Annotated in this window: 19 protein-coding genes; 3 read left to right on the top strand and 16 right to left on the bottom strand. The window is 63.9% G+C overall.

Annotated features, from left to right (window positions below; translation table 11 throughout):
- Positions 1 to 6: 6 nt before the first annotated feature.
- The 8 genes from PSAL_RS12900 to PSAL_RS12865 all read right to left on the bottom strand — a co-directional run bounded on the left by PSAL_RS12900 (position 7) and on the right by PSAL_RS12865 (position 8,751).
- Positions 7 to 495, bottom strand: coding sequence for a nucleoside deaminase (locus PSAL_RS12900; RefSeq protein ID WP_119841037.1), 489 nt, complete (start codon positions 493 to 495; stop codon positions 7 to 9).
- Complete coding sequence (locus PSAL_RS12895) at positions 488 to 1,462, bottom strand: ABC transporter ATP-binding protein (protein ID WP_119841036.1); 975 nt, start codon at positions 1,460 to 1,462, stop codon at positions 488 to 490. The genes PSAL_RS12900 and PSAL_RS12895 overlap by 8 nt, the downstream gene beginning before the upstream one ends.
- Complete coding sequence (locus tag PSAL_RS12890; RefSeq protein ID WP_119841035.1) at positions 1,459 to 2,436, bottom strand: ABC transporter ATP-binding protein; 978 nt, start codon at positions 2,434 to 2,436, stop codon at positions 1,459 to 1,461. Before PSAL_RS12890 ends, PSAL_RS12895 begins: the two co-directional genes overlap by 4 nt.
- On the bottom strand, positions 2,433 to 3,869 hold the full coding sequence (locus PSAL_RS12885) for a chlorohydrolase family protein (protein WP_119841034.1): 1,437 nt from the start codon (positions 3,867 to 3,869) through the stop codon (positions 2,433 to 2,435). Before PSAL_RS12885 ends, PSAL_RS12890 begins: the two co-directional genes overlap by 4 nt.
- A complete protein-coding gene (locus PSAL_RS12880) occupies positions 3,869 to 5,050 on the bottom strand; it encodes an amidohydrolase family protein (protein WP_119841198.1) in 1,182 nt (393 codons plus the stop codon). The genes PSAL_RS12885 and PSAL_RS12880 overlap by 1 nt, the downstream gene beginning before the upstream one ends.
- A gap of 5 nt (positions 5,051 to 5,055) precedes the next feature.
- Positions 5,056 to 6,024: an ABC transporter permease gene (locus tag PSAL_RS12875; RefSeq protein ID WP_119841033.1), complete on the bottom strand. Its 969-nt coding sequence runs from the start codon at positions 6,022 to 6,024 to the stop codon at positions 5,056 to 5,058.
- Between the two features lie 13 nt (positions 6,025 to 6,037).
- Positions 6,038 to 7,030, bottom strand: coding sequence for an ABC transporter permease (locus PSAL_RS12870; protein ID WP_119841032.1), 993 nt, complete (start codon positions 7,028 to 7,030; stop codon positions 6,038 to 6,040).
- Positions 7,031 to 7,173: 143 nt separating this feature from the next.
- Complete coding sequence (locus PSAL_RS12865) at positions 7,174 to 8,751, bottom strand: ABC transporter substrate-binding protein (RefSeq protein ID WP_119841031.1); 1,578 nt, start codon at positions 8,749 to 8,751, stop codon at positions 7,174 to 7,176.
- Between the two features lie 165 nt (positions 8,752 to 8,916).
- Here PSAL_RS12865 and PSAL_RS12860 point away from each other — a divergent pair, with 165 nt between their 5' ends.
- Both PSAL_RS12860 and PSAL_RS12855 read left to right on the top strand, forming a co-directional pair.
- Positions 8,917 to 9,606, top strand: a complete 690-nt coding sequence (locus PSAL_RS12860; protein ID WP_119841030.1) for a GntR family transcriptional regulator — start codon at positions 8,917 to 8,919, stop codon at positions 9,604 to 9,606.
- On the top strand, positions 9,603 to 10,259 hold the full coding sequence (locus PSAL_RS12855; RefSeq protein ID WP_231388516.1) for a flavin reductase family protein: 657 nt from the start codon (positions 9,603 to 9,605) through the stop codon (positions 10,257 to 10,259). Before PSAL_RS12860 ends, PSAL_RS12855 begins: the two co-directional genes overlap by 4 nt.
- A gap of 30 nt (positions 10,260 to 10,289) precedes the next feature.
- Here PSAL_RS12855 and gyrB read toward each other — a convergent pair whose 3' ends face one another.
- The 7 genes from gyrB to rpsT form a co-directional block, all read right to left on the bottom strand.
- Entirely contained in the window at positions 10,290 to 12,707 is a 2,418-nt protein-coding gene (gene gyrB / locus PSAL_RS12850; RefSeq protein WP_119841029.1) for a DNA topoisomerase (ATP-hydrolyzing) subunit B, read from the bottom strand.
- A 148-nt stretch (positions 12,708 to 12,855) separates the two neighbouring features.
- Positions 12,856 to 13,476 (bottom strand): LysE family translocator, encoded by a 621-nt coding sequence (locus tag PSAL_RS12845; RefSeq protein WP_119841028.1) that lies wholly within the window; start codon positions 13,474 to 13,476, stop codon positions 12,856 to 12,858.
- 27 nt (positions 13,477 to 13,503) lie between these two features.
- Positions 13,504 to 13,932 carry a VOC family protein gene (locus PSAL_RS12840; RefSeq protein ID WP_119841027.1) on the bottom strand — a complete coding sequence of 143 codons (429 nt, stop codon included), beginning with the start codon at positions 13,930 to 13,932 and terminating at the stop codon, positions 13,504 to 13,506.
- Positions 13,929 to 15,035 (bottom strand): DNA replication/repair protein RecF, encoded by a 1,107-nt coding sequence (gene recF / locus PSAL_RS12835; RefSeq protein ID WP_408004184.1) that lies wholly within the window; start codon positions 15,033 to 15,035, stop codon positions 13,929 to 13,931. Before recF ends, PSAL_RS12840 begins: the two co-directional genes overlap by 4 nt.
- Positions 15,036 to 15,099: 64 nt before the next feature.
- Positions 15,100 to 16,218, bottom strand: a complete 1,119-nt coding sequence (dnaN, locus tag PSAL_RS12830) for a DNA polymerase III subunit beta (RefSeq protein ID WP_119841025.1) — start codon at positions 16,216 to 16,218, stop codon at positions 15,100 to 15,102.
- Positions 16,219 to 16,549: 331 nt separating this feature from the next.
- Complete coding sequence (gene dnaA, locus PSAL_RS12825) at positions 16,550 to 17,992, bottom strand: chromosomal replication initiator protein DnaA (RefSeq protein WP_119841196.1); 1,443 nt, start codon at positions 17,990 to 17,992, stop codon at positions 16,550 to 16,552.
- Positions 17,993 to 18,472: 480 nt separating this feature from the next.
- Complete coding sequence (gene rpsT, locus PSAL_RS12820; protein ID WP_119841024.1) at positions 18,473 to 18,736, bottom strand: 30S ribosomal protein S20; 264 nt, start codon at positions 18,734 to 18,736, stop codon at positions 18,473 to 18,475.
- A gap of 361 nt (positions 18,737 to 19,097) precedes the next feature.
- Between rpsT and PSAL_RS12815 the strand changes: the two genes are divergently transcribed.
- The gene (locus PSAL_RS12815) at positions 19,098 to 20,285 is read left to right on the top strand and encodes an NAD(P)/FAD-dependent oxidoreductase (protein ID WP_196222909.1); all 1,188 of its coding nucleotides are present in this window, start codon (positions 19,098 to 19,100) and stop codon (positions 20,283 to 20,285) included.
- A gap of 36 nt (positions 20,286 to 20,321) precedes the next feature.
- Here PSAL_RS12815 and PSAL_RS12810 read toward each other — a convergent pair whose 3' ends face one another.
- On the bottom strand, positions 20,322 to 21,098 hold the full coding sequence (locus tag PSAL_RS12810) for an enoyl-CoA hydratase (RefSeq protein ID WP_119841022.1): 777 nt from the start codon (positions 21,096 to 21,098) through the stop codon (positions 20,322 to 20,324).
- Positions 21,099 to 21,107 lie beyond the last annotated feature (9 nt).

Here is a 21,107-nt window from a genome sequence, read left to right as displayed (position 1 = left end):
GCATGTTCAGGATCGCGCGCCTGCCCAATCCTTCAGGATCGCCGTCGCCTCGGCGTCCAGATGCTGCTGCGCCGGCATCAACCTGTCGCCAACCGCATGGCCGCATTCACTGGTCAGCCGGTCGACGTCGACCGGAAAGCGCGCGGTCTCGGGAAGGTTGCCCAGCACCGCCCCGGCCTGACCCATGTCGGCGGCGTAATAGAGCGCGGTGATCCCGGCGATATTCATCGCCGCCACGCATAGCGCGCAGGGTTCGCAGCTGGAATACAGGACCGCCCCGCGCAGATCGACGGTGCCGAGGTTGCGACAGGCGTCCCGGATCGCCTCGGTTTCGCCATGCGAGGTGGGGTCGTGGTTCATCACCGACCGGTTGATGCCTTCACCGATGATCTTGCCATCGCGGACGATGACTGCGCCAAAGGGCTCGGTGCCCGGTGTGGTCAGCGCCTCGGCCGAGATTTCGATGGCGCGGCGCAAGTAGGTTTCTTCATACATGGGCCGATCCTTTTGTTTCGGCGGCAAAGCAGGCGACGCGGCGGTCGTGCACATCGGGCCGACGCTGCGGACGTTCCTGCCGACAGCGATCATGCACCAGCGGGCAGCGCGGATGAAAGCTGCACCCCGAAGGGGGCGAAACCGGAGAGGGGACCTCTCCGCCCATCGGAATGCGGTCGCGCTGCGGGGCCTCGAGGTCGGGGATCGTTTCCAGCAGCAGCCGCGTGTAGGGGTGCAGCGGATTGGCGAACAGATCGGCGGTCGGCTGGATCTCGACGATGCGGCCCAGGTACATCACCGCGATCACATCGGCCATGTGACGCACCACGCTGAGGTCGTGGGAGATGAAGAGATAGGTCAGTCCCATGTCCTTCTGAAGCCGCTTCATCAGGTTCAGCACCTGCGCCTGGACCGAGACATCAAGCGCCGAAGTCGGTTCATCGCAGACCAGGAATTCCGGCTCTCCGGCCAGGGCGCGGGCGATCGAGATCCGCTGACGCTGGCCGCCGGAAAATTCATGCGGGAACTTGATACCGTCCGCCGGGGCCAGGCCGACGATGCGCAGCAATTCGTCGACGCGCGCCAGCACCTGGGCTTCGGGTGTTTCGGGGTGCAGGGTGCGCAGCGGTTCGGCGATGATCCGACCGACCCTCCAGCGGGGGTTCAGGCTGGCGTAGGGGTCCTGAAAGATCATCTGCAACCGGTCGCGGTCGCCGTGAAAGTTGATCTTGCCGCCCGAGGGCGGATGCAGGCCCGTCACCAGCTTGGCGATCGTGCTCTTGCCGCAGCCGGATTCCCCGACCAACGCCAGGGTCTGACCGCGCTGGATGACGAAATCGACGCCGTCCACGGCGCGCAGGGTGCGGCGCGGCTTGCGTTCGATCACACGGTTCAGCCAGGGGGCAGAGACGTCGAAGCGGCGTTCCAGCGCGTCGACCTCGAGGATGGCATTGGGACGGATATTCATGCGGTGGCTCCTTCCATGGCAAGCCAGCAGGCGGCGCCGGTCGTGGTGCTGCCGGGGATGCGGGGCACTTCGGCCCGGCATTTCGGTCCGGCATGGGCGCAGCGCGGGTTGAAGGCGCAGCCCTGCGGGATCGCGTCGAGACGCGGCATGGAGCCGGGTATCATCTGCAATTCCTCGACATCCTTGCGCAGCGACGGGATCGAGCCCATCAGTCCGGTCGTATAGGGATGGCTGGGGCGTCGCACGACGTCCTCGACCGCGCCGATTTCGGCGAGGCGACCGGCATACATGACTGCGACCCGATCAGCGGTTTCGGCGATAACCCCCATGTCGTGGGTGACCAGCATCACCGCCGTGCCCCGTTCCCGGCACAGCCGTTTCAACAGGGCGGTGATCTGCGCCTGGATAGACACGTCGAGCGCGGTGGTCGGTTCATCCGCCACGATCAGTTCGGGTTCGGCGCAAAGCGCAAGGGCGATGACGATCCGCTGTCGCATCCCGCCGGAAAACTGGTGCGGATAATTGTCGATCCGTTCCTCGACGGCCGGAATGCCGACTTCGCGCATCAGTTCCCGCGCCCTGTCGCGGGACTGAGACTTGGTCAGATCGGTATGCAGGCGGATGGTTTCGACAAGCTGATCGCCAACCTTGAACAACGGGTTGAGCGAGGTCAGCGGATCCTGAAAGATCGCCCCGATCCGGCGGCCCCGGACGCCCTGCATGGCGCGGTCGTCGAGGTTGTCGATGCGGTCTCCCGACAGGCGGATCTGCCCGGCAGCGATGCGCCCGGGGGGCTCCAGCAGCCCGAGGATGGCCATGCCGGTCATGGATTTCCCGGCGCCGGATTCACCGACCACGCCAAGGATCTCTCCGCGTCGGATCTGAAGCGAGATGTCATCCACCGCCGTCAGGACGCCCTTTCGCGTGGGGAATTCGACGCGCAGGCCCTGCACGTCCAGAACGATGTCACTCATGGCGCGATTCTTTCATAGCTGGGGGTGAAGATCTGCTGCACGGGCGGATGGCCCGCCGTGCGGTCGGGATACCGGGCGATCAGGCGGTCGAATTGTGCTTGCGCGCGGGCGGCATCGGCCTGTTCATCGACACCGGGGATGACGCCCGCCTGCATGACGCACCGCCCGTCGATCCAGACATCGCTGACCTCCCGCCCCGAGGCCGAGGTCATCAGGCTTTGCACCGGATCGGTGCCCTGCAGGCCGCGGGACAGGTCGATGACCGTGATATCGGCCTTCGCCCCCGGCGCAAGTCGCCCCAGATCGGGCCGGTTCAGCGCCTGCGCGCCGCCCAAGGTCGCGGCATCGAACATGGCTTCGGCGCGGACAGCCCCCATGCCATCGCAAAGCCGCGCGGTCATCATGCCGATCTGCATGTTCAGGATCATGTCGGCGGGGAAGGTATCCGTGCCGAGCCCGATGTTGATCCCCATGGCGTGACATTTGGCGAAACTGTCCAGCAGGCTGCCGTGGCGGGCCGAAACCAGCGGGCAATGCACCAGCGTCGCGCCGGCCTCGGCCATCAAGGCGAATTCCGCCGGGGTCGCCTGGGTGCCGTGGGGCAGCAGCCAGTTGCGGCCCAGAACCCCGATCCGGTCCAGCCATTGGATCGGGGCACAGCCATGCTGATCCCGCACCAGCCGCAGTTCAACCGGTGACTGGCAGCAATGCTGGCGCACGGGGGCGTTCATTTCTGCCGCCAGGGCGGCGGTGCGTTGCAACAGCGCCTCGGTCGAAGTCTCTATCCGGTCGGGAGCGAACATGGCGCGGATGCGTCCGCCCGCGATCCCGTCGATCCGGGCGGCAAAAGTGGCGGCCTGTTCCAGCCCGGCCAATCCGCGCGCCTCATCGAAGATGGCGCGGATAGTGCCTGCTTCATCGGTCACCTGCCCGCCACTGCGATAGGCCGGGCCGAGGTAGACGCGCAGGCCCAGATCCTCTGCCGCGGCCGCGGCGGCGTCGAATTCGGCAATCGTTTCGCCCCATTCCCGGTAGAAAAGCGAGGCAATCGGCAGCGCCGTGGTGATCCCGTTGCGGATCAGCTGCGCGAAGGCGTGGCGCTTCTGAAAGGCGAGCTCGTCGGGGGCATACATCTCGTAGGGGCCGCGGGCGATATAGCTTTCGGGCCAGACGCGGCCCTTTTTCCAGGCTGGGCCATTGTCGTAGCCAAGGATGGTGGTGTCGAGATCGGACAGGGCATCGAGGTCGATGAACCCCGGCGAAATCACCGCCTGTCCGTAGTCGATCCGCCGGTCCACATCCCCTTCGAAATCCCCGCCGACATGCAGGATCGCATCGCCCTGGATCACCACCACGCCGTTCTCGTGAACTACATGGCGGCCCTCGCGGTGGCCGATCACCCAGCGGGCGGTCAGAAGGGTGCGGGGCGGCATCACGGCGCCTCGATCACGCAGGCGCCGTCGCGGGCGGTGACCTGGCCGCGCTTCAGCACCAGCTTGCGGGGGGCATGGGTGGCGACTGCTTCGGCCAGGGTTTCGCCTTCGACCAGCAGGCAATCCGCGTCGCAGCCGGGCGTCAGCCCATAGGCGTCCAGCCCAAGGATCGCCGCGCCGCCGCTGGTGCAGATCTCCAGCGCCAGGGCGACCTCGTCATCGCGGCGCAGGTTGTTGCGCATGCCGATGAACATGGCGCGTTCCAGCATGTCGGAATTGCCGTAGGGGCCCCAGGTGTCGCGGATGCCATCACAGCCCGCGCCGGTCAGGATGCCATAGGCGGCCAGTTCCTTGACCACGGGCACCGGGGCCGATGCGGGCGCGGTGGTCAGGATGTGAATGCGGTTTTCAGCCAGCTTTTCATGCAACCCGGCGACATAGGCACGGTCCACCGCCCCCAGGCAGAAGGCATGGCTGATCGAGACCTTGCCCTGCATGCCATGCGCGACGGTCCGGTCGATGATCTCTTCCATCGAGAACCAGCCGAGCGCATCGCGTTCATGCAGGTGGATGTCGATCGGCTTGCCGTGCTTTTCCGCCAGGGCAAAGACCGTATCGAGGTGGCCCTTCGGGTCATGTTCCATCCCGCAGGGGTCGATGCCGCCGACAAGATCGGCCCCCAGCGACAGGGCTTCGTCCATCATGTCGGCGGTGCCGGGGCGGGTCATCATGCCCGACTGGGGGAAGGCGACGATCTCGATGTCGATCATCCCGGCCAGCTTTTCGCGGGTGGCCATGACGCCTTCGACCCCGGCCAGCCCGTGATGGGTGTCCACATCGACATGCGACCGGATGTGGGTGCAGCCATGCGACATGGCGAGGATGGCGTGACGTTCGCTTTGCACCTGCGGGTCGAGGCCAAGCGACACTTTCACCTCGCGTTCATTGGTGATCTTGTCGATCAGGCGGGGGCCGACCTCGTTCCGGTACCAGGGCAGACCCAGCAGGGACTTGTCCAGATGGGTATGCGCCTCGACCAGGCCGGGGATCAGGATGCGGCCGCCGCCGTCGATGACCTCGGCGCCCGCAGGCGCGGCGGCGGCGAATTTGCCGTCCACGATATGCAGATCGGTGGCGGGTCCGGCCATGGGGCGGACGTTCTTCAGGGTGGTTGCAGTCATTTCGGTCACCGAAGCTTGGGATTGAGCGCGTCGCGCAGCCAGTCGCCGATCATGTTGACCGACAGGACGATCAGGCACAGCTGGATCGACGGGAAGACCACGATCCACCAGAGGCCCGAGAACAGGTATTGATTGCCGATCCGGATCAGCGTGCCGAGGCTGGGCTGATCGGGCGGCATGCCGACGCCAAGGAAGGACAGCGTGGCCTCGGACAGGATCGCAAGGCCGAAGTTCAGCGTTGCGGCGACCATGATCGGGGTCAGGCAGTTGGGCAGGATATGGTTCAGCATGATGCGCCAGGCCTTGACCCGGATCAGCCGGGCCGCCTGAACGTATTCCTTGCGCGCTTCGACCATGGCCGAGGCGCGAACCGTGCGGGCATATTGCACCCAGGACGGCACGGCGATGGCAAAGATCAGGATCGGCGCGGCCAGCACGTCCTTCAGCCCCGTGGGCAGGGATGCGCTGGCGATGGCGGTGATCAGGATGGCGATCAGGATGAAGGGCATGGACAGCAGCACATCGCCCACCCGCATGATCACATTGTCGATCCAGCCGCCGAAATAGCCCGCGATCAGCCCAAGGGTCAGGCCGACGCTCAGTGCCAGCAGGACCGAGGCAAAGCCGATGATCAGCGAGATCCGCGAGCCGTAGAGGATCGCCGACAGGATATCGCGCCCCTGCGTGTCGGTGCCCAACAGATAGGGCATCTGGCCATTGGCGTTCCAGATCGGCGGGATCTCGGAATTCCAAAGCTCAAGCGCGGCAAGGTCATAGGGGTTCTGCGGCGTGATCAGCGGCGCCAGGAAGGCGGTCAGCGCGACCAGCGCCAGCAACCCGGCGGCAAAGATCGCCGAAGGATGCGCGCGAAAGGAATACCACAGGTCGCTTTCCTTCAGGCGGGTCAGCCGCGATGGCCTGGCCGGGGGCTGCGAAGCCGCGACGGCGGCGGGGGCGTTCACATTGGTGTCCATGGGGTCCTCCGGTTCAGCCATTTGCGCCACCGGCGCGGGCGGTGTCATCGCGCAGGCGCGGGTCGACCCAGGCGTAGGTGATGTCGACGAGCGTGTTCAGGGCGACGAAAATGAAGGAGACGATGATCAGATAGGCCGCCATCACCGGGATATCGACGAAGGTCACGGCCTGGATGAACAGCATCCCCATGCCGGGCCACTGGAACACCGTTTCCGTCACAAGGGCGAAGGCGATCAGATTGCCGATCTGCATCCCCGTCAGGGTGATGACCGGCATCAGGCAATTGCGCAGCGCGTGGCGCCATTGGACGCGGGCGGTCGGTACGCCTCGGGCGCGGGCGAACTTGATGTAATCGGCGCGCAGGGTTTCCAGCATCTCGGCCCGCACAAGGCGCATGACCAGCGTCACCTGAAACGTGGAAAGAGAGATCGAGGGCAGCACCAGTGCCGCGCGCCCCGATGGGGTCAGCAGGCCCGTCGACCACCAGCCGATATCCACCGTCTCGCCACGCCCGAAGGCGGGCAGCCAGCCGAGCGAGACCGAGAAGGCCAGGATCAGCAGGATGCCGACCACGAAGCTGGGCAGCGACACCCCGATGATCGAGCCAAGCTGCAGCGCATTGGCCAGCCTCGAATTGCGGTAGACCGCCGTGATCACCCCCATGGGGATGCCGACGACCAGCGAAATCAGTGTCGCCACCAGCACCAGTTCGAAGGTCGCCGGGAATCGGTCCTTGATCAGCACCATGACATCCTGTTGATTTCGGTAGGAAATCCCGAAATCGCCCTGAACGGCATTGGTCACGAAGCGGGTGTACTGTGTGACGAAACTGTCATTCAGCCCCAGCCGTTCGCGCAGTTCGATACGGTCGGCCTGGGTCGCCTGTTCGTTCACCATCATCTCGACCGGATCACCAAAGAACCGGAAGATGACAAAGGCAAGCAGGGCAACCGCCAGCATGACAAAGGCCGCATTGGCCATTCGTTTGAGTAGAAATGCGATCATCGCGGGGTCCGATCCTGCCTGTGCAAAGGGGGCGGGCACCCCCTGTCAAACGAGCGATATTCCGGTGGGAAGATCCGTCGAAGGGGCCGGGGGACATGGCCCCCCGACCGGTGGGACCGCCGAGGGCGATCCCGGTTCCGCCCTCAGGACGCCGGGGCGATCCGGGCGAACCAGAGCCGGGGCTTGTTGTCCGGGAACAAGGGCATGTCGACCACGTCGTCGGTCACGGCCCAGGCCATCGGCTGCTGGTGCAGCGGGATCATGATCATCTCGTCCTTGACCAGTTCCAGCGCCTCGGTCTGCAGCGCCAGACGCTTGTCGAGGTCCAGTTCGCTGCCGGCCGCGTCGATCAGACCGTCAAGTTCGGGGTAGGACCAGCCGCCCCAGTTGAACACGCCCGCATTGCCGACCTTGGAATGGAAGATCTGCAGCAGCGGCGAATAGCTGTCCAGCAGGGGCAGCGTCGCCCAGCCAAGGGTGTAGATGTCGGTCGTGCCATTGGTCCGCTTGGGCGATTGCACCGCGCGGGGCGCGACATCCAGCTTCGGCGACAGGCCGATCCGGCTCCACATCGATGCGATGGCCTGACAGAATTGTTCCTCGTTCACCAACCCGTCGGACAGGCAGTTGAATTCGAACTCCAGACCTTCGGGTACGCCGGCCTCGGCCAGCAGGGCACGCGAGGCAGCGGGGTCGTAGCCGGGCAGATCGTCCAGCGCCTCGGTATAACCGGGGATCGGCGGGGCGACCGTGGCCCCGGCGACGCGGGACTTGCCGCGCATGACCTTCTGGTGGATCAGGTCAAGATCGATGGCCTTGTAGAGCGCTTCGCGGACCTTGATGTCGGTAAAGGGATTGGCCTCGCCCGTGGTCAGCGTCTCGCGGAACGGGAAGCCGATCATGACGGTGCGCAGGTCGACGCCTTCCAGCACGTCGACAGCGGGCGCGGCCTCAAGGCGCGGCAGATCCTGCACCGGCGCGTCATTGGTAAAGTTGATTTCGCCCGAGAGCAGGGCGGCCACACGGGTGGCGGCGGAGTTGACCGGCGTCAGCTCGATCCGGTCGATGTTGTGTTGCGGTTCATCCCACCAGTCGGGGTTCACCACGAAGACGGTCTTGGCGTCGGGCTGGCGGCTTTCCACGACGAAGGGGCCGGTGCCGTTGGCGTTGTAGGTGGCATAGCCTTCGGTGCCCGCGCCGATGTCGGTCGGCAGCAGGGAATCATGTTCGGTCATCCATTCCTTGTCGAACATATGGATGTTGGTCAGGTCGTTCAGCAGTAGCGGGTAGGTGCCGTTCAGCGTGATGTCGACTGTGTAGTCATCGACCACGGCCGAGCTGACATAGGCCGGCAGGTTGCCCTTCAGCGGCGATGTCTCGTCGCTGACGCGGGTCAGCGAGGCCACGACATCATCAGCGGTAAAGGGGTTGCCGTTGTGGAAGGTCACGCCCTGACGCAGCTTGAACCGCCAGGTGATCTGATCGTCGAGGATCTCCCAGCTTTCGGCCAGCGCCGGTTCGATCTTGAGGTCCTTGTTGTAGCGCACCAGCCCCTCGTAGACGTGGTTCAGCACGTTGATGGTGAAGCTGTCGCCGTAGGAATAGGGATCGAGAGACCCGATGTCCCGGTTCGCGCCCCATTTCAGCACATTCTCCGCATGGGCGGCGCCTGCAAGACCGGCCATTGCGGCGGTCGCAAGCAGAAGATGTTTAAGTTGCATGATTTTGGTCCCTGTTCGAGAAGATTGTATTTAAGAATCGTCAAGATTGGATACGATTTCTCATTGATGCCCGAGCGGATACGTCATGGCAAGTAAATTGTATCCAATTGACTGGAAAAATCGTATGCGATATGACGGGTGCAGAATTGATGGGCATGGACCAAAATGAGTGACAGCAAGAATACCCTGACCAATGCGGTGCATGACCTGTTGCGCAGGGCGATCATCGAACAGGCCCTGAAACCGGGCATGCGTCTTCCCGAAGATACAGTGGGGGAACAGTTTGGCGTCAGCCGGACCATTGTACGCCATGCCCTTGTGCGACTGGAAAACGAAGGGCTGGTGGTCACGCGGCGCAATCGCGGTGCCTTTGTCGCGGAACCCACACGCGAAGAGGCGCAGCATGTCTTCGAGGTGCGTCGCTGTCTCGAGAACGAGGTAATCCGAATCCTCTGTGACCGAATGCCCGGAAGTGGATACGATCGGCTGGAGGCGCATGTGCATAGCGAGCAAAGCGTGCGCGGCAAGGACGGACCCGTATCGATTCGCCTGGCGGGCGAGTTTCACGTCCTGCTGGCCGAACTGACCGGCAACGACGTATTGGCCCGCTATGTTTGCGAGGTGGTTCTGCGCTGTTCGTTGATCATGTCGCTTTATGCGCGGAATCATTCGTCGGATTGCGCGGTCGACGAGCATTCCCAGATCATCGACGCGATCCGCAACGGGGACGAGGACCGCGCCATCGACATCATGGGGCATCACCTTGGTGCGGTTGCGGGGCGGGCCGAACTGGCGCCGAAACCCGAAAGCATCCAATCCATCCTGTCCCACTACGGCAAGGAGTTGGCCCAGTGACCCATCATGCGATGAACTTTTCCGATCTCACCCCGCGCGAAGCCTACAAGGTCATGATCGGCACCATTGTGCCGCGTCCCATCGCCTGGGTCACCACTGTGTCACCCGACGGGGTGGTGAACGCCGCGCCCTATTCCTTTTTCAACTGCCTTTCGGCCGATCCGCCCATCCTGGCGCTTGGTGTGGAAAACAAGGCGGATCGCAGCTTCAAGGACACGGCCTATAACATCCGGATGACGGAATGTTTCACCGTGAACATCGTCGACCGCGCCAATGTCGAGGCCATGTCGGTCACTGCCGCCGGCGTCGGCCCCGAAGTGGACGAGGTCGCGCTGGCCGGGCTGACCACGGCGCCGGGCGTCAAGGTGGCTTGCCCGCGCATTGCCGAGGCGCCGGTGTCGTTCGAATGTGAACGATATCTGGGGATAGAGGTCAGCTCGGCCCGTGAAATCATCCTCGGCCGGATCGTCATGGCCCATATCCGCCAAGACATCATCGACCCGAAGACCTGCTATTCCGACCATGAAAAGCTGGATGCCATCGGGCGCATGGGCGGCAATGGCTATGCCGGCACCATGGATTACTTCGACTGGCCGACACCCTCTGCCGAAGACGTGCTGGCCCCGCACAAGAACGCGGCAAGCAACGGATAATGTGCCGGGGGGATGGCCCCCCGGCCCTTGTCAGAAGTCCAGGTTCTCGACGCTCAGCGCGTTGGTCTGGATGAACTCGCGCCGCGGCTCGACGACATCGCCCATCAGCTTGGTGAACAGGTCGTCGGCTTCGGCAATATCCTCGACCCGCACCTGCAGGAAGATCCGCGCATCGGGGTCCAGCGTGGTTTCCCACAGCTGTTCGGGGTTCATTTCGCCCAGACCCTTGTAGCGCTGGATCGACAGACCCTTTTCACCTTCGGCCAGGATGGCGCGCAGCAGTTCCAGCGGGCCATAGATCTGCTGGCTGCGGTCGCGCCGCACCAGCGTGGCGGGAGTGTTGTAGATCTCTTGCAGCGACTGGGTGAAGGACCCGGTCTTGCGCGCCTCGCCCGAGCGCAGCAGCGGCCCGTCGAGGGTGCGGACCTCTTCCACGCCGCGCAGGATGCGGGCCAGGCGGATGCCGTGATCCTGCGTGATCCGACCCTGCCAGCCGCGTTCGTATTCCAGCGCGATCAGGTCCAGACGCTTGGCGACGGTATCGGCGACACCCTGAAGGTCGCGGTCCACGGCGCCGGGCACAAAGGCCCCTGCAATCGCGGCCTGCTCCAGGATGTGGCGCGGATAATGCGTCGGGAAGGCGTCGATGACGCGCTTCAGCTGCCGCGCCTCGTCCACGACGCGCTTCAGGTCCGACCCGCCCAGTTCCGAGCCGTCGCCCAGCTTCAGCACCGTGCTGTCGGTGCCCTGCTGAATCAGGTAATCGTCCATCGCCGCCTGGTCCTTCAGGTAGACCTCGGACTTGCCGCGCGCCACCTTGTAGAGCGGCGGTTGCGCGATATAGAGGTAGCCGCCTTCGATCAGCTCCGGCATCTGACGGTAGAAGAAGGTCAGCAGCAGGGTGCGGATGTGCGCGCCGTCGACGTCCGCGTCGGTCATGATGACGATCTTGTGGTAGCGCAGCTTCTTGATGTCGAATTCGTCCCGACCGATGCCGGTGCCGATCGCCATCACAAGGTTGCCGATCTCCTGGCTGGACAGCATCCGGTCGAACCGCGCCCGTTCCACGTTCAGGATCTTGCCCTTCAGCGGCAGCACGGCCTGGGTCCGCCGATCACGGCCCGTCTGGGCCGAACCACCGGCCGAGTCACCCTCGACCAGGAACAGTTCGGTCTTGGAGGCGTCCTTCTCGGAACAGTCCTTCAGCTTGCCGGCCAGGTAGTTCACATCCAGTGCCGTCTTGCGCCGGGTCAGCTCACGCGCCTTGCGGGCAGCCTCGCGGGCCAGGGCGGCTTCGACGATCTTGCCGACGATCACCTTGGCTTCGTTGGGATTTTCCTCGAACCACTCGGACAGCTTTTCGTTCACCAGGCTCTCGACCACAGGCCGGACCTCGGAGGACACCAGCTTGTCCTTGGTCTGGGACGAGAACTTGGGATCCGGAACCTTGACCGACAGCACGCAGGTCAGGCCCTCGCGGGCATCGTCCCCGGTGAAGGAGACCTTCTCGCGCTTGGCAATGCCGCTTTCCTGGGCGTATTTCGTCAGCGTCCGGGTCAGCGCGGCGCGGAAACCGGCCATGTGGGTGCCGCCGTCGCGCTGCGGGATGTTGTTGGTGAAGGGCAGCACCATCTCGTTGTAGCTGTCGTTCCACCACATCGCGACCTCGACCCCGATGTCGTCCTTCTCGCCGATAATGTAGACCGGATCGGACATGATCGACGACTTGGACCGATCGAGGTAGCGCACGAATTCCTTCACGCCGCCCTCGTAGAACAGCTCGGTCTTCAGGGCCTCGGCCGGGCGGTGATCCTCAAGCGTGATGCGGACGCCGGAATTCAGGAAGGCCAGTTCCCGCAGACGCTTTTCCAGGGTTCCGAAATCGTATTCCAGGTTCGAAAATGTCTGGGTCGAAGCAAGGAAGCGGACCTCGGTCCCCTTTTCGCCGGTGGTCGGGCCGACCACGCTCAGCGGGGCGACGGTCACGCTGTCCTCGAAACGGACGTAGTGTTCCTTGTCGTTGCGCCAGATCCGCAGTTCCAGCCAGTCCGACAGGGCGTTCACGACCGAGATCCCGACGCCGTGCAGACCGCCCGACACCTTGTAGGAGTTCTGGTCGAACTTCCCGCCCGCGTGCAGCTGGGTCATGATGACCTCGGCCGCGGAAACGCCCTCTTCCTCATGGATGCTGACCGGAATCCCGCGCCCGTTGTCGCGCACGGAAACCGAGTTGTCGGCGTGGATGATCACCTTGACGTAGTCCGCATGACCCGCCAGCGCTTCGTCGATCCCGTTGTCCACGGCCTCGTAGATCATGTGATGCAGACCGGACCCGTCGTCGGTGTCGCCGATATACATGCCGGGACGCTTGCGAACGGCGTCCAAACCTTTGAGAACCTTGATAGAACCGGCATCGTATTCCGGCACGCTCGGTTGAGCCTCAGCCATGCGTTTCCCCTTTGGAAATTCTGCTGCCAACTTAGGCTTTTGCACCGGGAATGTCACGCGGATGACATGATTTTTCACCGTTTCCGCAGGGGTCCGTCCACGCCCCGCAAAGCCTCCCGTAAAGGGCGGGGATCCGGGGCGCGGTCCCTCACAGGAAGGGGATCAGAAGCCCGACACAGATCATCAGGCACCCGGCGATGATATTGGTCCGCCGCAACGCCTTGCCAGAGGTCAGAAGCCGCCGCGCCCGGTCCACGAAGCTGGCAAAGATCAGGTTCCCGATCAGCGGCACGGCCATGGAGACCGCTACGATGGCGGCCATGTCGGCGCCGGTGACATGGGTGATGTCGAAGAAGCCCGGCATCAGGCCCATGTAGAACAGGATCGCCTTGGGATTGCCAAGGATCACCGCCATCCCGGCCAGGAACCCGGCCAGCCTGCCCGGTCGCGTCAGCCGGCTGTCGCTGGCGATCCCCTTGTCGGCATTGCGGATGATCAGCGCGCCCATGGTCAGGAACATCAGGGCACCAATGTACCGCAGCACGGTCAGGAAGCCATCGACCTGATCGACCACCCAACTCATCCCGACGATGGCCAGCAAGGGCCAGAGCGCGTCTCCCAAAGTCACGCCAAGCGCCAGCGGCCAGGCCGCCTGGAACCCGCCCGACAGGGTGCGCGCCACCAGCGCCAGCCAAACGGGGCCGGGCGTGAGGAACAGCACGAACAGGGCGCCAGCGTATAGCGCCAGCTCTGCGGGGGTAATGGTCATCTTGGCCTTTCCGGGCGACAGCGGGGGTCAGGTTTCGGGGATGGTCAGGCGCCCCGAAGCGTCCAGTTCCCAGAAGGGGTTATGGGCCAGCTCCCAGACATGGCCATCGGGATCGGCGAAATACCCCGAATAACCGCCCCAAAAGACTTCCTCGGGGACTTTCAGCGGTTCGGCCCCGGCAACCAGCGCCATCTGAAAGGCGGCATCGACCGAAGCCCGATCCGCAAAGTTCTGTGCCAGGGTCATCGCCCCCGTGCCGAGATCTGCACCGGGGCGGCCCTGATCCTCGGCCAGGTTGTCCAGCCCGAAAAGGCCAAGCGCCATGCCGTCCATCTGGTAAAAGACCACGCCGGCCTGTTCCTCGACCGGCGTCCAGCCGAGGTCGGTGTAGAAAGTCCGGGACCGGTCCAGATCCTCGACCCCTAGCGTGACAAGCGTTACCCGTTGCGGGGTCATGGCAGGGTCCTTTCCTCGACGATGCTTTCGCCGGATTGCTCGGTAACTTCCAGGATCTGTGCCCGCTGGCCCAGTTCGGCGAACATCTCGGGGCCTGTGCCGGTCATCCAGGCCTGTGCCCCAAGGGCGCAAACCTCGTCATAAAGGGCGCCGCGCCGTGTGGTGTCAAGATGGGCGGAAACCTCGTCCAGCAACAGGATCGGCGGCGCCCCGAAATCCCGCGCCAACCCGCGTGCATTGGCCAATATCAGCGAAATCAGCAGCGCCTTCTGTTCCCCGGTCGAGGCTGCGCGCGCCGCAATCCCCTTGGCGCTCCAGAAGGCTTCCATGTCGATGCGATGCGGTCCGATCAGGGTGCGCCCGGCGACCATGTCGCGCCGCCGACCTTCCTGCAAGGCATCCAGCAGGCCCGCACTGTCTTCGGGCAAGGGGCCTTCGGAATGGATCAGCGACAACTCCGGCGCGGGAAAGGCGGTTTCTGCCGCCTCGGTCGCCGCACCGATCAGCGCCAGGGCTGCGGCACGATTGGCCCCGATCTGCGCCCCGGCCTCGGCCATCTGACGTTCCAGCGCGACGTACCAATGGCGGTCCTGCACCTGGTCCTTCAGCAGCCGGTTGCGTTCGCGCATCGCCTTGTCATAGGCCAGCGTCGCCTCGGCATGGGCGGGGAAAAAGCTCAGCACCATGCGGTCCAGAAATCTTCGTCGCCCCTCGGCCGCCTCGATCCAGAGCCGGTCCATCGAGGGCACCAGCCACAGAACCCGTGCGACGCGGCCCAATGCGACCTGAGCCGCAGCCTTGTCATCGATCCGCAGGCTGCGGGCCTGGCCCGGCTCCGCCTGCATCTCGATTTCATGGACTTGATGCAGGCTGCGCAGAACCCCGGACAATTTCCAGCCCAGCACCTCTGGCCGCCGCGCCATATCCTCGGCAGCCGCCCGGCGCAAACCGCGACCGGGCGAAAACAGCGACACGGCTTCCAGAATATTGGTCTTGCCGGCCCCGTTCGGCCCATGAATCGCCACGGGTCGCCCGTCGGCATGGATCGTGCCACGCCGCCAGGACCGGAAATGGCTCAGGTCCAGCCGGGTCAGACATAGCATCCCCAAGACCGTCCCCCATGTTTCCCTGTTGTAAATATCCCCGCCGGAGGCCGATCCGAAGATCTCAGACGCGCATCGGCATGACCACGTAAACCGCGCTCAGGTCATTGCCTTCACGCATCAGGGTCGGGTCGCCGGAGGAATTGAACAGGAAGACCGCATTCTCGCGATCGACCTGGCTGGCGATCTCCAGCAGGTACTTGGCGTTGAAGCCAATCTCCAGCCGCTCGTCGCCATAGGCCACTGCCAGTTCTTCTTCGGCCGCACCGCTGTCGGGGGCGTTGACCGACAGGATCAGACGATCCTCATCCAGGCTCAGCTTCACGGCGCGCGACCGCTCGGACGATACGGTGGCCACACGGTCGACGGCCTTGGCGAACTCGGCCGCGTCGACTTCCATGCGGCGGGTGTTGTTGGTCGGAATGACGCGCGAATAATCCGGGAAGGTCCCGTCGATGACCTTGGAGGTCAGGGTGATCTGCGGCGTCGCGAAGCGCACCTTGGTTTCGGACACCGATACCGCGACCACCAGGTCATCGTCATCCAGCAACTTGCGCAGCTCACCCACGGTCTTGCGGGGCACGATCACGCCGGGCATCGCCTCGGCGCCTTCGGGCAGATCCGCGTCGATTCGCGCCAGCCGGTGGCCATCGGTCGCCACGCAGCGCAGCACCCGGCCGCCTTCACCTTCGGCGACATGCATGTAGACGCCGTTCAGATAATAGCGGGTCTCTTCGGTCGAGATCGCGAATTTCGACTTGTCGAACAGCCGCCGCAGCACCGGCGCGGGGGCCGAAAAATTCGATGCGTATTCCGAGCTGGCCATGACCGGGAAGTCTTCTTTCGGCAGCGTCGCCAGGTTGAAGTTCGACCGGCCTGCCTGCACCGTCAGACGCCCCGCGGCGCCGTCTTCGGACAGTGTGACCATGGCGCCATCGGGCAGCTTGCGCACGATTTCATGCAGGACCACGGCCGAGACCGTGGTTGATCCGGCGCGCTCCACCATGGCGGGGGCCTTGTCGACCACCTCGATATCCAGGTCGGTGGCGCGGAACATCACGTCGCTGCCTTCAGCCTCGATCAGGACATTGGCCAGAATCGGGATCGTGTTGCGGCGCTCGACCACGGATTGGGCTTGTGAAACCGCCTTCAGAAGGGCCGCGCGTTCGATGCTGATTTTCATGACACTCTTCCCTGTTTCGATACGGTTCCGAATTTCGCCGGGTCCCGAAAAGGCAACCTCCGGGACCGGAAAGCTACCGGTTTCTGACCGCGATACAATGGGTTTTTGCAGTTTGGCGGAGCCTTGGCGGGACCGCTGCGTGGATACAACAATCGGCGGGCGGCTGCCGGGTTTCGCGCTGCACTCACGGCGCGCGCAGAGCGACAAAGCGAATCACGGGCTGGCGGAACGGATGCCTCCGGCTGGGAGTATATCTGACAGAATGAAAGGGGGAGCAGGGCGCCCGGCGCCCGAAAAGGGGCGGCCGGGCGTTTCGGGCAGGGCCGAAAGCCTAGGCTTCCAGCGCGCGGCGCAGCAATTCCAGATCATCCGCGATCTGGGCGTCCTGCACCATCAGTTCATCGACGCGTTTCACCGCATGCATGACCGTGGTGTGGTCGCGCCCGCCGAAGCGTTTGCCGATCTCCGGCAGGGAGCGCGAGGTCATCTTCTTGCACAGGTACATCGCGATCTGGCGCGGGCGGGCAAAGCTGCGCACGCGCTTCGGGCCGATCATGTCGCTGAGCCGGATGTTGTAGTGCTCAGCCACGCAACGCTGGATTTCCTCGATCGAGATCTTGCGATCCGAGGCCCGCAGCACATCGGCCAGGCAATCCTGGGTCAGCTCCATGGTGATCTGACGCCCGACCAGCGAGGCAAAGGCGAACAGACGCGTCAGCGCCCCTTCGAGAACACGCACGTTGGTCGAGATCCGGTGGGCGAGGAATTCCAGCACCCCATCGGCGACTTCGAGATCCGGGTGCTTGGCACGGAAGGTGTCGACCTTGGATTGCAGGATGCCGAGGCGCAGTTCGTAGTCTGTGGGGTGGAGGTCGACGACGAGGCCCGAGGACAGCCGGGACGAGATCCGCACCGGCAGGTTCTTGATCTCGTTCGGGGCGCATTCGCCCGACAGGATGATCTGCTTGTTGTGTTCGATCAGGGCGTTGAACGTGTGGAAGAATTCCTCTTGGGTGGAATCCTTGCCGGCAATGAACTGCACGTCATCGACCATCAGCACGTCGACATTGCGGAAGAGGGATTTGAAATCCATCATCTTCTTGTCGCGCAGGGCCTGCACGAAACGGTACATGAACTGTTCCGCCGACAGGTAGACGATATTCAGGTCAGGGTTCGCCGATTGCAGTTCCCAGGCGATGGCGTGCATCAGGTGGGTCTTGCCGAGGCCGACGCCGCCATAGAAGAACAGCGGATTGAATTCGGGCTTGCCGCCACGGGCGACACGGCGGGCGGCCGCATGGGCCAGTTCGTTGGGCTTGCCGACCACGAAGCTGTCGAAGGTCGAATTGGGATCCAGCGGGGCGGGCTGGAGCATCCGTTCCAGCTTGGCGCGCATGTCCTGATCGCCTCCGGAAGCGCCATGGCGCGGGGCGGATTGCGGCAGGCTCTGGCGCGGGGCGACCGGCGATGCGACTCCAGCCTGAGCGTTGTCACCGGCTTCGGACCGGGAGATCTGCACCGGGGCCGCTTTCGGTTTCGATACCGAAAAGACGAGGCGGCGGACATTGCCGCGCAGGGCGCCGAATTCGTTCAGGATCTGGTCGCCGAAGTTCCGCTCGACATAGATGCCGGCGTAGTTGGTCGGAACGGTCAGCGTGGCAACCCCGTCCTTGACCCGGTCAAGCTCAAGCGGCGCAATCCAGGCCGTGAAATTGTGCTCTCCGACTGCTTTGCGCAGGTTGTTTTTCAGCTCGCCCCAAAAGTCCGTGTCCATCAGATTCTCACTGCCCCTCGAATACATCTACAGCCATGCCCTAGCCCCCCAGCAAGGGTGCACGCCACCAGACCTTGGAAGACAAAGGAACCGTCACCCGGCCAGATGACCGGGCGTCGACATTACCGGAAAACCGGGCGTCGTGAACGGAAAGACAGCAGCGGACCGACGTGTGCGACGCCAGTTATATCTGTTGCTATCAACCTATGTGCCTGGACATCATGAACATCAATACCGGGCGCTGGCCTGAAGGCCATCGCTGGTAGTGGCTTGCGGTACCGGATGGTGCCGCGATGTCCCCCCCAAGGCGAAGTGACTCGCAGGTCCGAAGCTAGCAATCTTCTCGCAGTCGATACAACAACTCAAAGCGCTTGACTCAGATGGTCCCGCAAAGGAATCGCATTCCGGTTGTGCGGTTGCCCGCGCATGAAAAAAGGCGCCGCGAATGCAGCGCCTTTAGCATCAACAGCTTGTCCGGAATTAGCCGATGGCGTTGACCCGCGCCGAGAGGCGGGACATTTTCCGGGCAGCGGTGTTCTTGTGATAGACGCCCTTGGTGACGCCGCGCATCAGCTCGGGTTGAGCTGTATGCAGCGCCGACTGAGCGGCTGTTTTATCACCCGTTGCGATCGCCTCTTCCACCTTGCGGATGAAGGTGCGGATACGCGAACGGCGCGCCTTGTTGACGGTCAGACGGACATCTGCCTGACGGGCGCGTTTTTTCGACTGAGGCGAGTTAGCCATATTCGTTTCGTCCCATGTTTTGGGTTCGGTGCATTCTTGAAGACGCGTCTTTAGGCCCGACTCGCGACCAAGTCAACAGCCCCGGAGGATTCTTTGCTCCGTCGCGGGATGCAAAGGTGATTTTTCTGAATCAACAGCGATGATCCGGCGGACCCCCCGAACCTGCGAGCCGAAAAGGCGCCATTCGGCCAGTGGCTGATTTTCGCCATGACACAGATTGCACGTTCACATATGTTTACGCATCATTCTGCGATGCTAGTCTTGTCAAAAGCGATTCCCGCCGACGACAACCGAACAGGGCAGGAAAGCGGCAGCGGGTAATTCGGCAGGAGGAAGGACGTCGCGTAGTTTCGACATTATCGTGGTCGGAGCAGGGATCTCGGGACTTTCCGTGGCCAGCGCCCTGTCCGCAGACGCAAATGTGGCCGTGCTGGAACGTGAAACCCTGCCCGGCTACCACGCCACCGGTCGGTCGGCGGCGATTTCCCTGATGTGCATCGGACCGGCGCGGATCCGGGCACTTACCCTGGCCTCGCAGGATTTCCTTGCGGCCCCTCATGCGCTGATAGATGAGGCACCGCTCCTCAGCCCGCGGGGCATGATCCTGATGGCGCGGGATGATCAGTGCGAAACGCTGCTGGCCCGCACCCGCGATATTGCGGCGGCCGGGATCGTCGTGCCGATCAACGCCGAGGAAATCGCCTTGCGCATGCCGCTGGTACGGTCGGGCTATGCGGCCCTGGGGATGTACGAGGCAGATGCGCGCGATATCGACATCATGGCGTTGCAAAATCTGCACCGGCGGAAGCTTGCAGGGGACGGTGCCTCGCTGCTCTGCGATACCGAGGTCCTGTCGATGCGCCGCCTCGGCGGCACCTGGCAGGTCGAGACATCGACGGGGTGGTACGCCGCCCCGGTGGTGATCAACGCCTCGGGCGCCTGGGCCGAACAGGTCGGTTCCCTGGCTGGCGCGCGCGATCTGGGCCTGCAACCCTGTCGACGGACCGGCCTGTTCTTCAATCTGCCGCCCGGGGTCGATCCCGCAACCCTGCCTATGATGGTGGATGCCGAAGGCGAATTCTACGTGAAGCCCGAGAATGGCGGCATGATGGCCACGCCGGCGGATCTGACCCCCAGCCCACCCTGCGACGCCAGACCCGAACCGATGGATGTGGCGCTTGGCACCGACCGTGTCCGCGCCGCCTTTGACCTGCCGGGAATCACACCCGTCCGATCCTGGGCGGGCTTGCGCAGCTTCGTTGCCGACGGCGTGCCGGTCTGCGGTTTCGACCCGCAAGTCGAAGGGTTCTTCTGGCTGGTCGGGCAGGGGGGCGTCGGCATCCAATGCTCGCCCGCGCTGGCCGGACTTGCGGCGTCGATGATCCGTGGCGAGGCCCCGGAAATGCCCGGCATCGACCCGGCCTGGTTCTCGCCCAGTCGGCCGGGCGTTACCGATCCCGCGCTGCGCGAGCCCGATATCGTCACCACGATGACCGATATGCAGAAAACGCCCAAGGCACGGGCGTCGCCACAAAGACCGGCAGATTAGATCGCAGGCGGTTCAGGTGCCGCGCTGGCGCCTGCCTCAACGGTCGCGGAACTGGGGTTCCCGCTTTTCAAGAAAGGCGGTCATGCCTTCCTTCTGATCCTCGGTGGCGAACAGCGAAAAGAACATGCGGCGTTCGAACAACATGCCCTCGGCCAGGGTCGTTTCCCCGGCGCGATTGACAGCTTCCTTCACCGCCATGACCGAGATCATGCTTTTCTCGGCGATCTTGCCGGCGGCGGCCATGGCCTCGTCCATCAGCTTCTTGGTGGGGACGACACGGCTGACCAACCCGGCGCGCTCGGCCTCTTCGGCATCCATGAAGCGCCCGGTCAGGTTCATGTCCATGGCCTTGGCCTTGCCCACGGCGCGGGTCAGGCGCTGTGTGCCACCAAGCCCGGCCATGACGCCCAGGTTGATTTCGGGCTGCCCGAATTTGGCAGTGTCAGCGGCAATGATGAAATCGCACATCATCGCCAGCTCGCATCCCCCGCCAAGCGCGTAGCCCGATACGGCGGCGATCACCGGCTTGCGCACCCGCGCGATGGCGGCGACTTCTTCGCCGAACATCTCGCCGGCAAAGACATCGGTAAAGCTCTTGTCGGCCATCTGCCGCACATCGGCCCCGGCGGCAAAGAACTTCTCGCTGCCGGTCAGGACGATGCACCGGACCTTCGGGTCCTTCTGCGCCCCGCTCAGCGCCTCGGCCAACTCGCTCAGCAGCTGATCGTTCAGCGCATTCATCGCATCGGGCCGGTTCAGCTTTACCAGTGCGATGTGGTCATCTGTCTCGACGATGATCGTCTCAAAGGCCATGGCGACGGA

The sequence above is a fragment of the Pseudooceanicola algae genome (assembly GCF_003590145.2).
GTDB classification, from domain to species: Bacteria; Pseudomonadota; Alphaproteobacteria; order Rhodobacterales; family Rhodobacteraceae; genus Pseudooceanicola; species Pseudooceanicola algae.
This window is presented reverse-complemented; position numbering and strand designations above follow the sequence as displayed.

Bases quoted from the DNA above. Each gene is read 5' to 3' on its own strand.
- dnaN (WP_119841025.1), bottom strand. From the start codon at position 16,218: ATGAAAATCAGCATCGAACGCGCGGCCCTTCTGAAGGCGGTTTCACAA.
- recF (WP_408004184.1), bottom strand. From the start codon at position 15,035: ATGCTATGTCTGACCCGGCTGGACCTGAGCCATTTCCGGTCCTGGCGG.
- PSAL_RS12840 (WP_119841027.1), bottom strand. From the start codon at position 13,932: ATGACCCCGCAACGGGTAACGCTTGTCACGCTAGGGGTCGAGGATCTG.
- PSAL_RS12900 (WP_119841037.1), bottom strand. From the start codon at position 495: ATGTATGAAGAAACCTACTTGCGCCGCGCCATCGAAATCTCGGCCGAG.
- PSAL_RS12845 (WP_119841028.1), bottom strand. From the start codon at position 13,476: ATGACCATTACCCCCGCAGAGCTGGCGCTATACGCTGGCGCCCTGTTC.
- PSAL_RS12880 (WP_119841198.1), bottom strand. From the start codon at position 5,050: ATGACTGCAACCACCCTGAAGAACGTCCGCCCCATGGCCGGACCCGCC.
- PSAL_RS12810 (WP_119841022.1), bottom strand. From the start codon at position 21,098: ATGGCCTTTGAGACGATCATCGTCGAGACAGATGACCACATCGCACTG.
- PSAL_RS12895 (WP_119841036.1), bottom strand. From the start codon at position 1,462: ATGAATATCCGTCCCAATGCCATCCTCGAGGTCGACGCGCTGGAACGC.
- rpsT (WP_119841024.1), bottom strand. From the start codon at position 18,736: ATGGCTAACTCGCCTCAGTCGAAAAAACGCGCCCGTCAGGCAGATGTC.
- PSAL_RS12890 (WP_119841035.1), bottom strand. From the start codon at position 2,436: ATGAGTGACATCGTTCTGGACGTGCAGGGCCTGCGCGTCGAATTCCCC.
- gyrB (WP_119841029.1), bottom strand. From the start codon at position 12,707: ATGGCTGAGGCTCAACCGAGCGTGCCGGAATACGATGCCGGTTCTATC.
- PSAL_RS12885 (WP_119841034.1), bottom strand. From the start codon at position 3,869: ATGCCGCCCCGCACCCTTCTGACCGCCCGCTGGGTGATCGGCCACCGC.
- PSAL_RS12865 (WP_119841031.1), bottom strand. From the start codon at position 8,751: ATGCAACTTAAACATCTTCTGCTTGCGACCGCCGCAATGGCCGGTCTT.
- PSAL_RS12860 (WP_119841030.1), top strand. From the start codon at position 8,917: ATGAGTGACAGCAAGAATACCCTGACCAATGCGGTGCATGACCTGTTG.
- PSAL_RS12875 (WP_119841033.1), bottom strand. From the start codon at position 6,024: ATGGACACCAATGTGAACGCCCCCGCCGCCGTCGCGGCTTCGCAGCCC.
- PSAL_RS12870 (WP_119841032.1), bottom strand. From the start codon at position 7,030: ATGATCGCATTTCTACTCAAACGAATGGCCAATGCGGCCTTTGTCATG.
- dnaA (WP_119841196.1), bottom strand. From the start codon at position 17,992: ATGGACACGGACTTTTGGGGCGAGCTGAAAAACAACCTGCGCAAAGCA.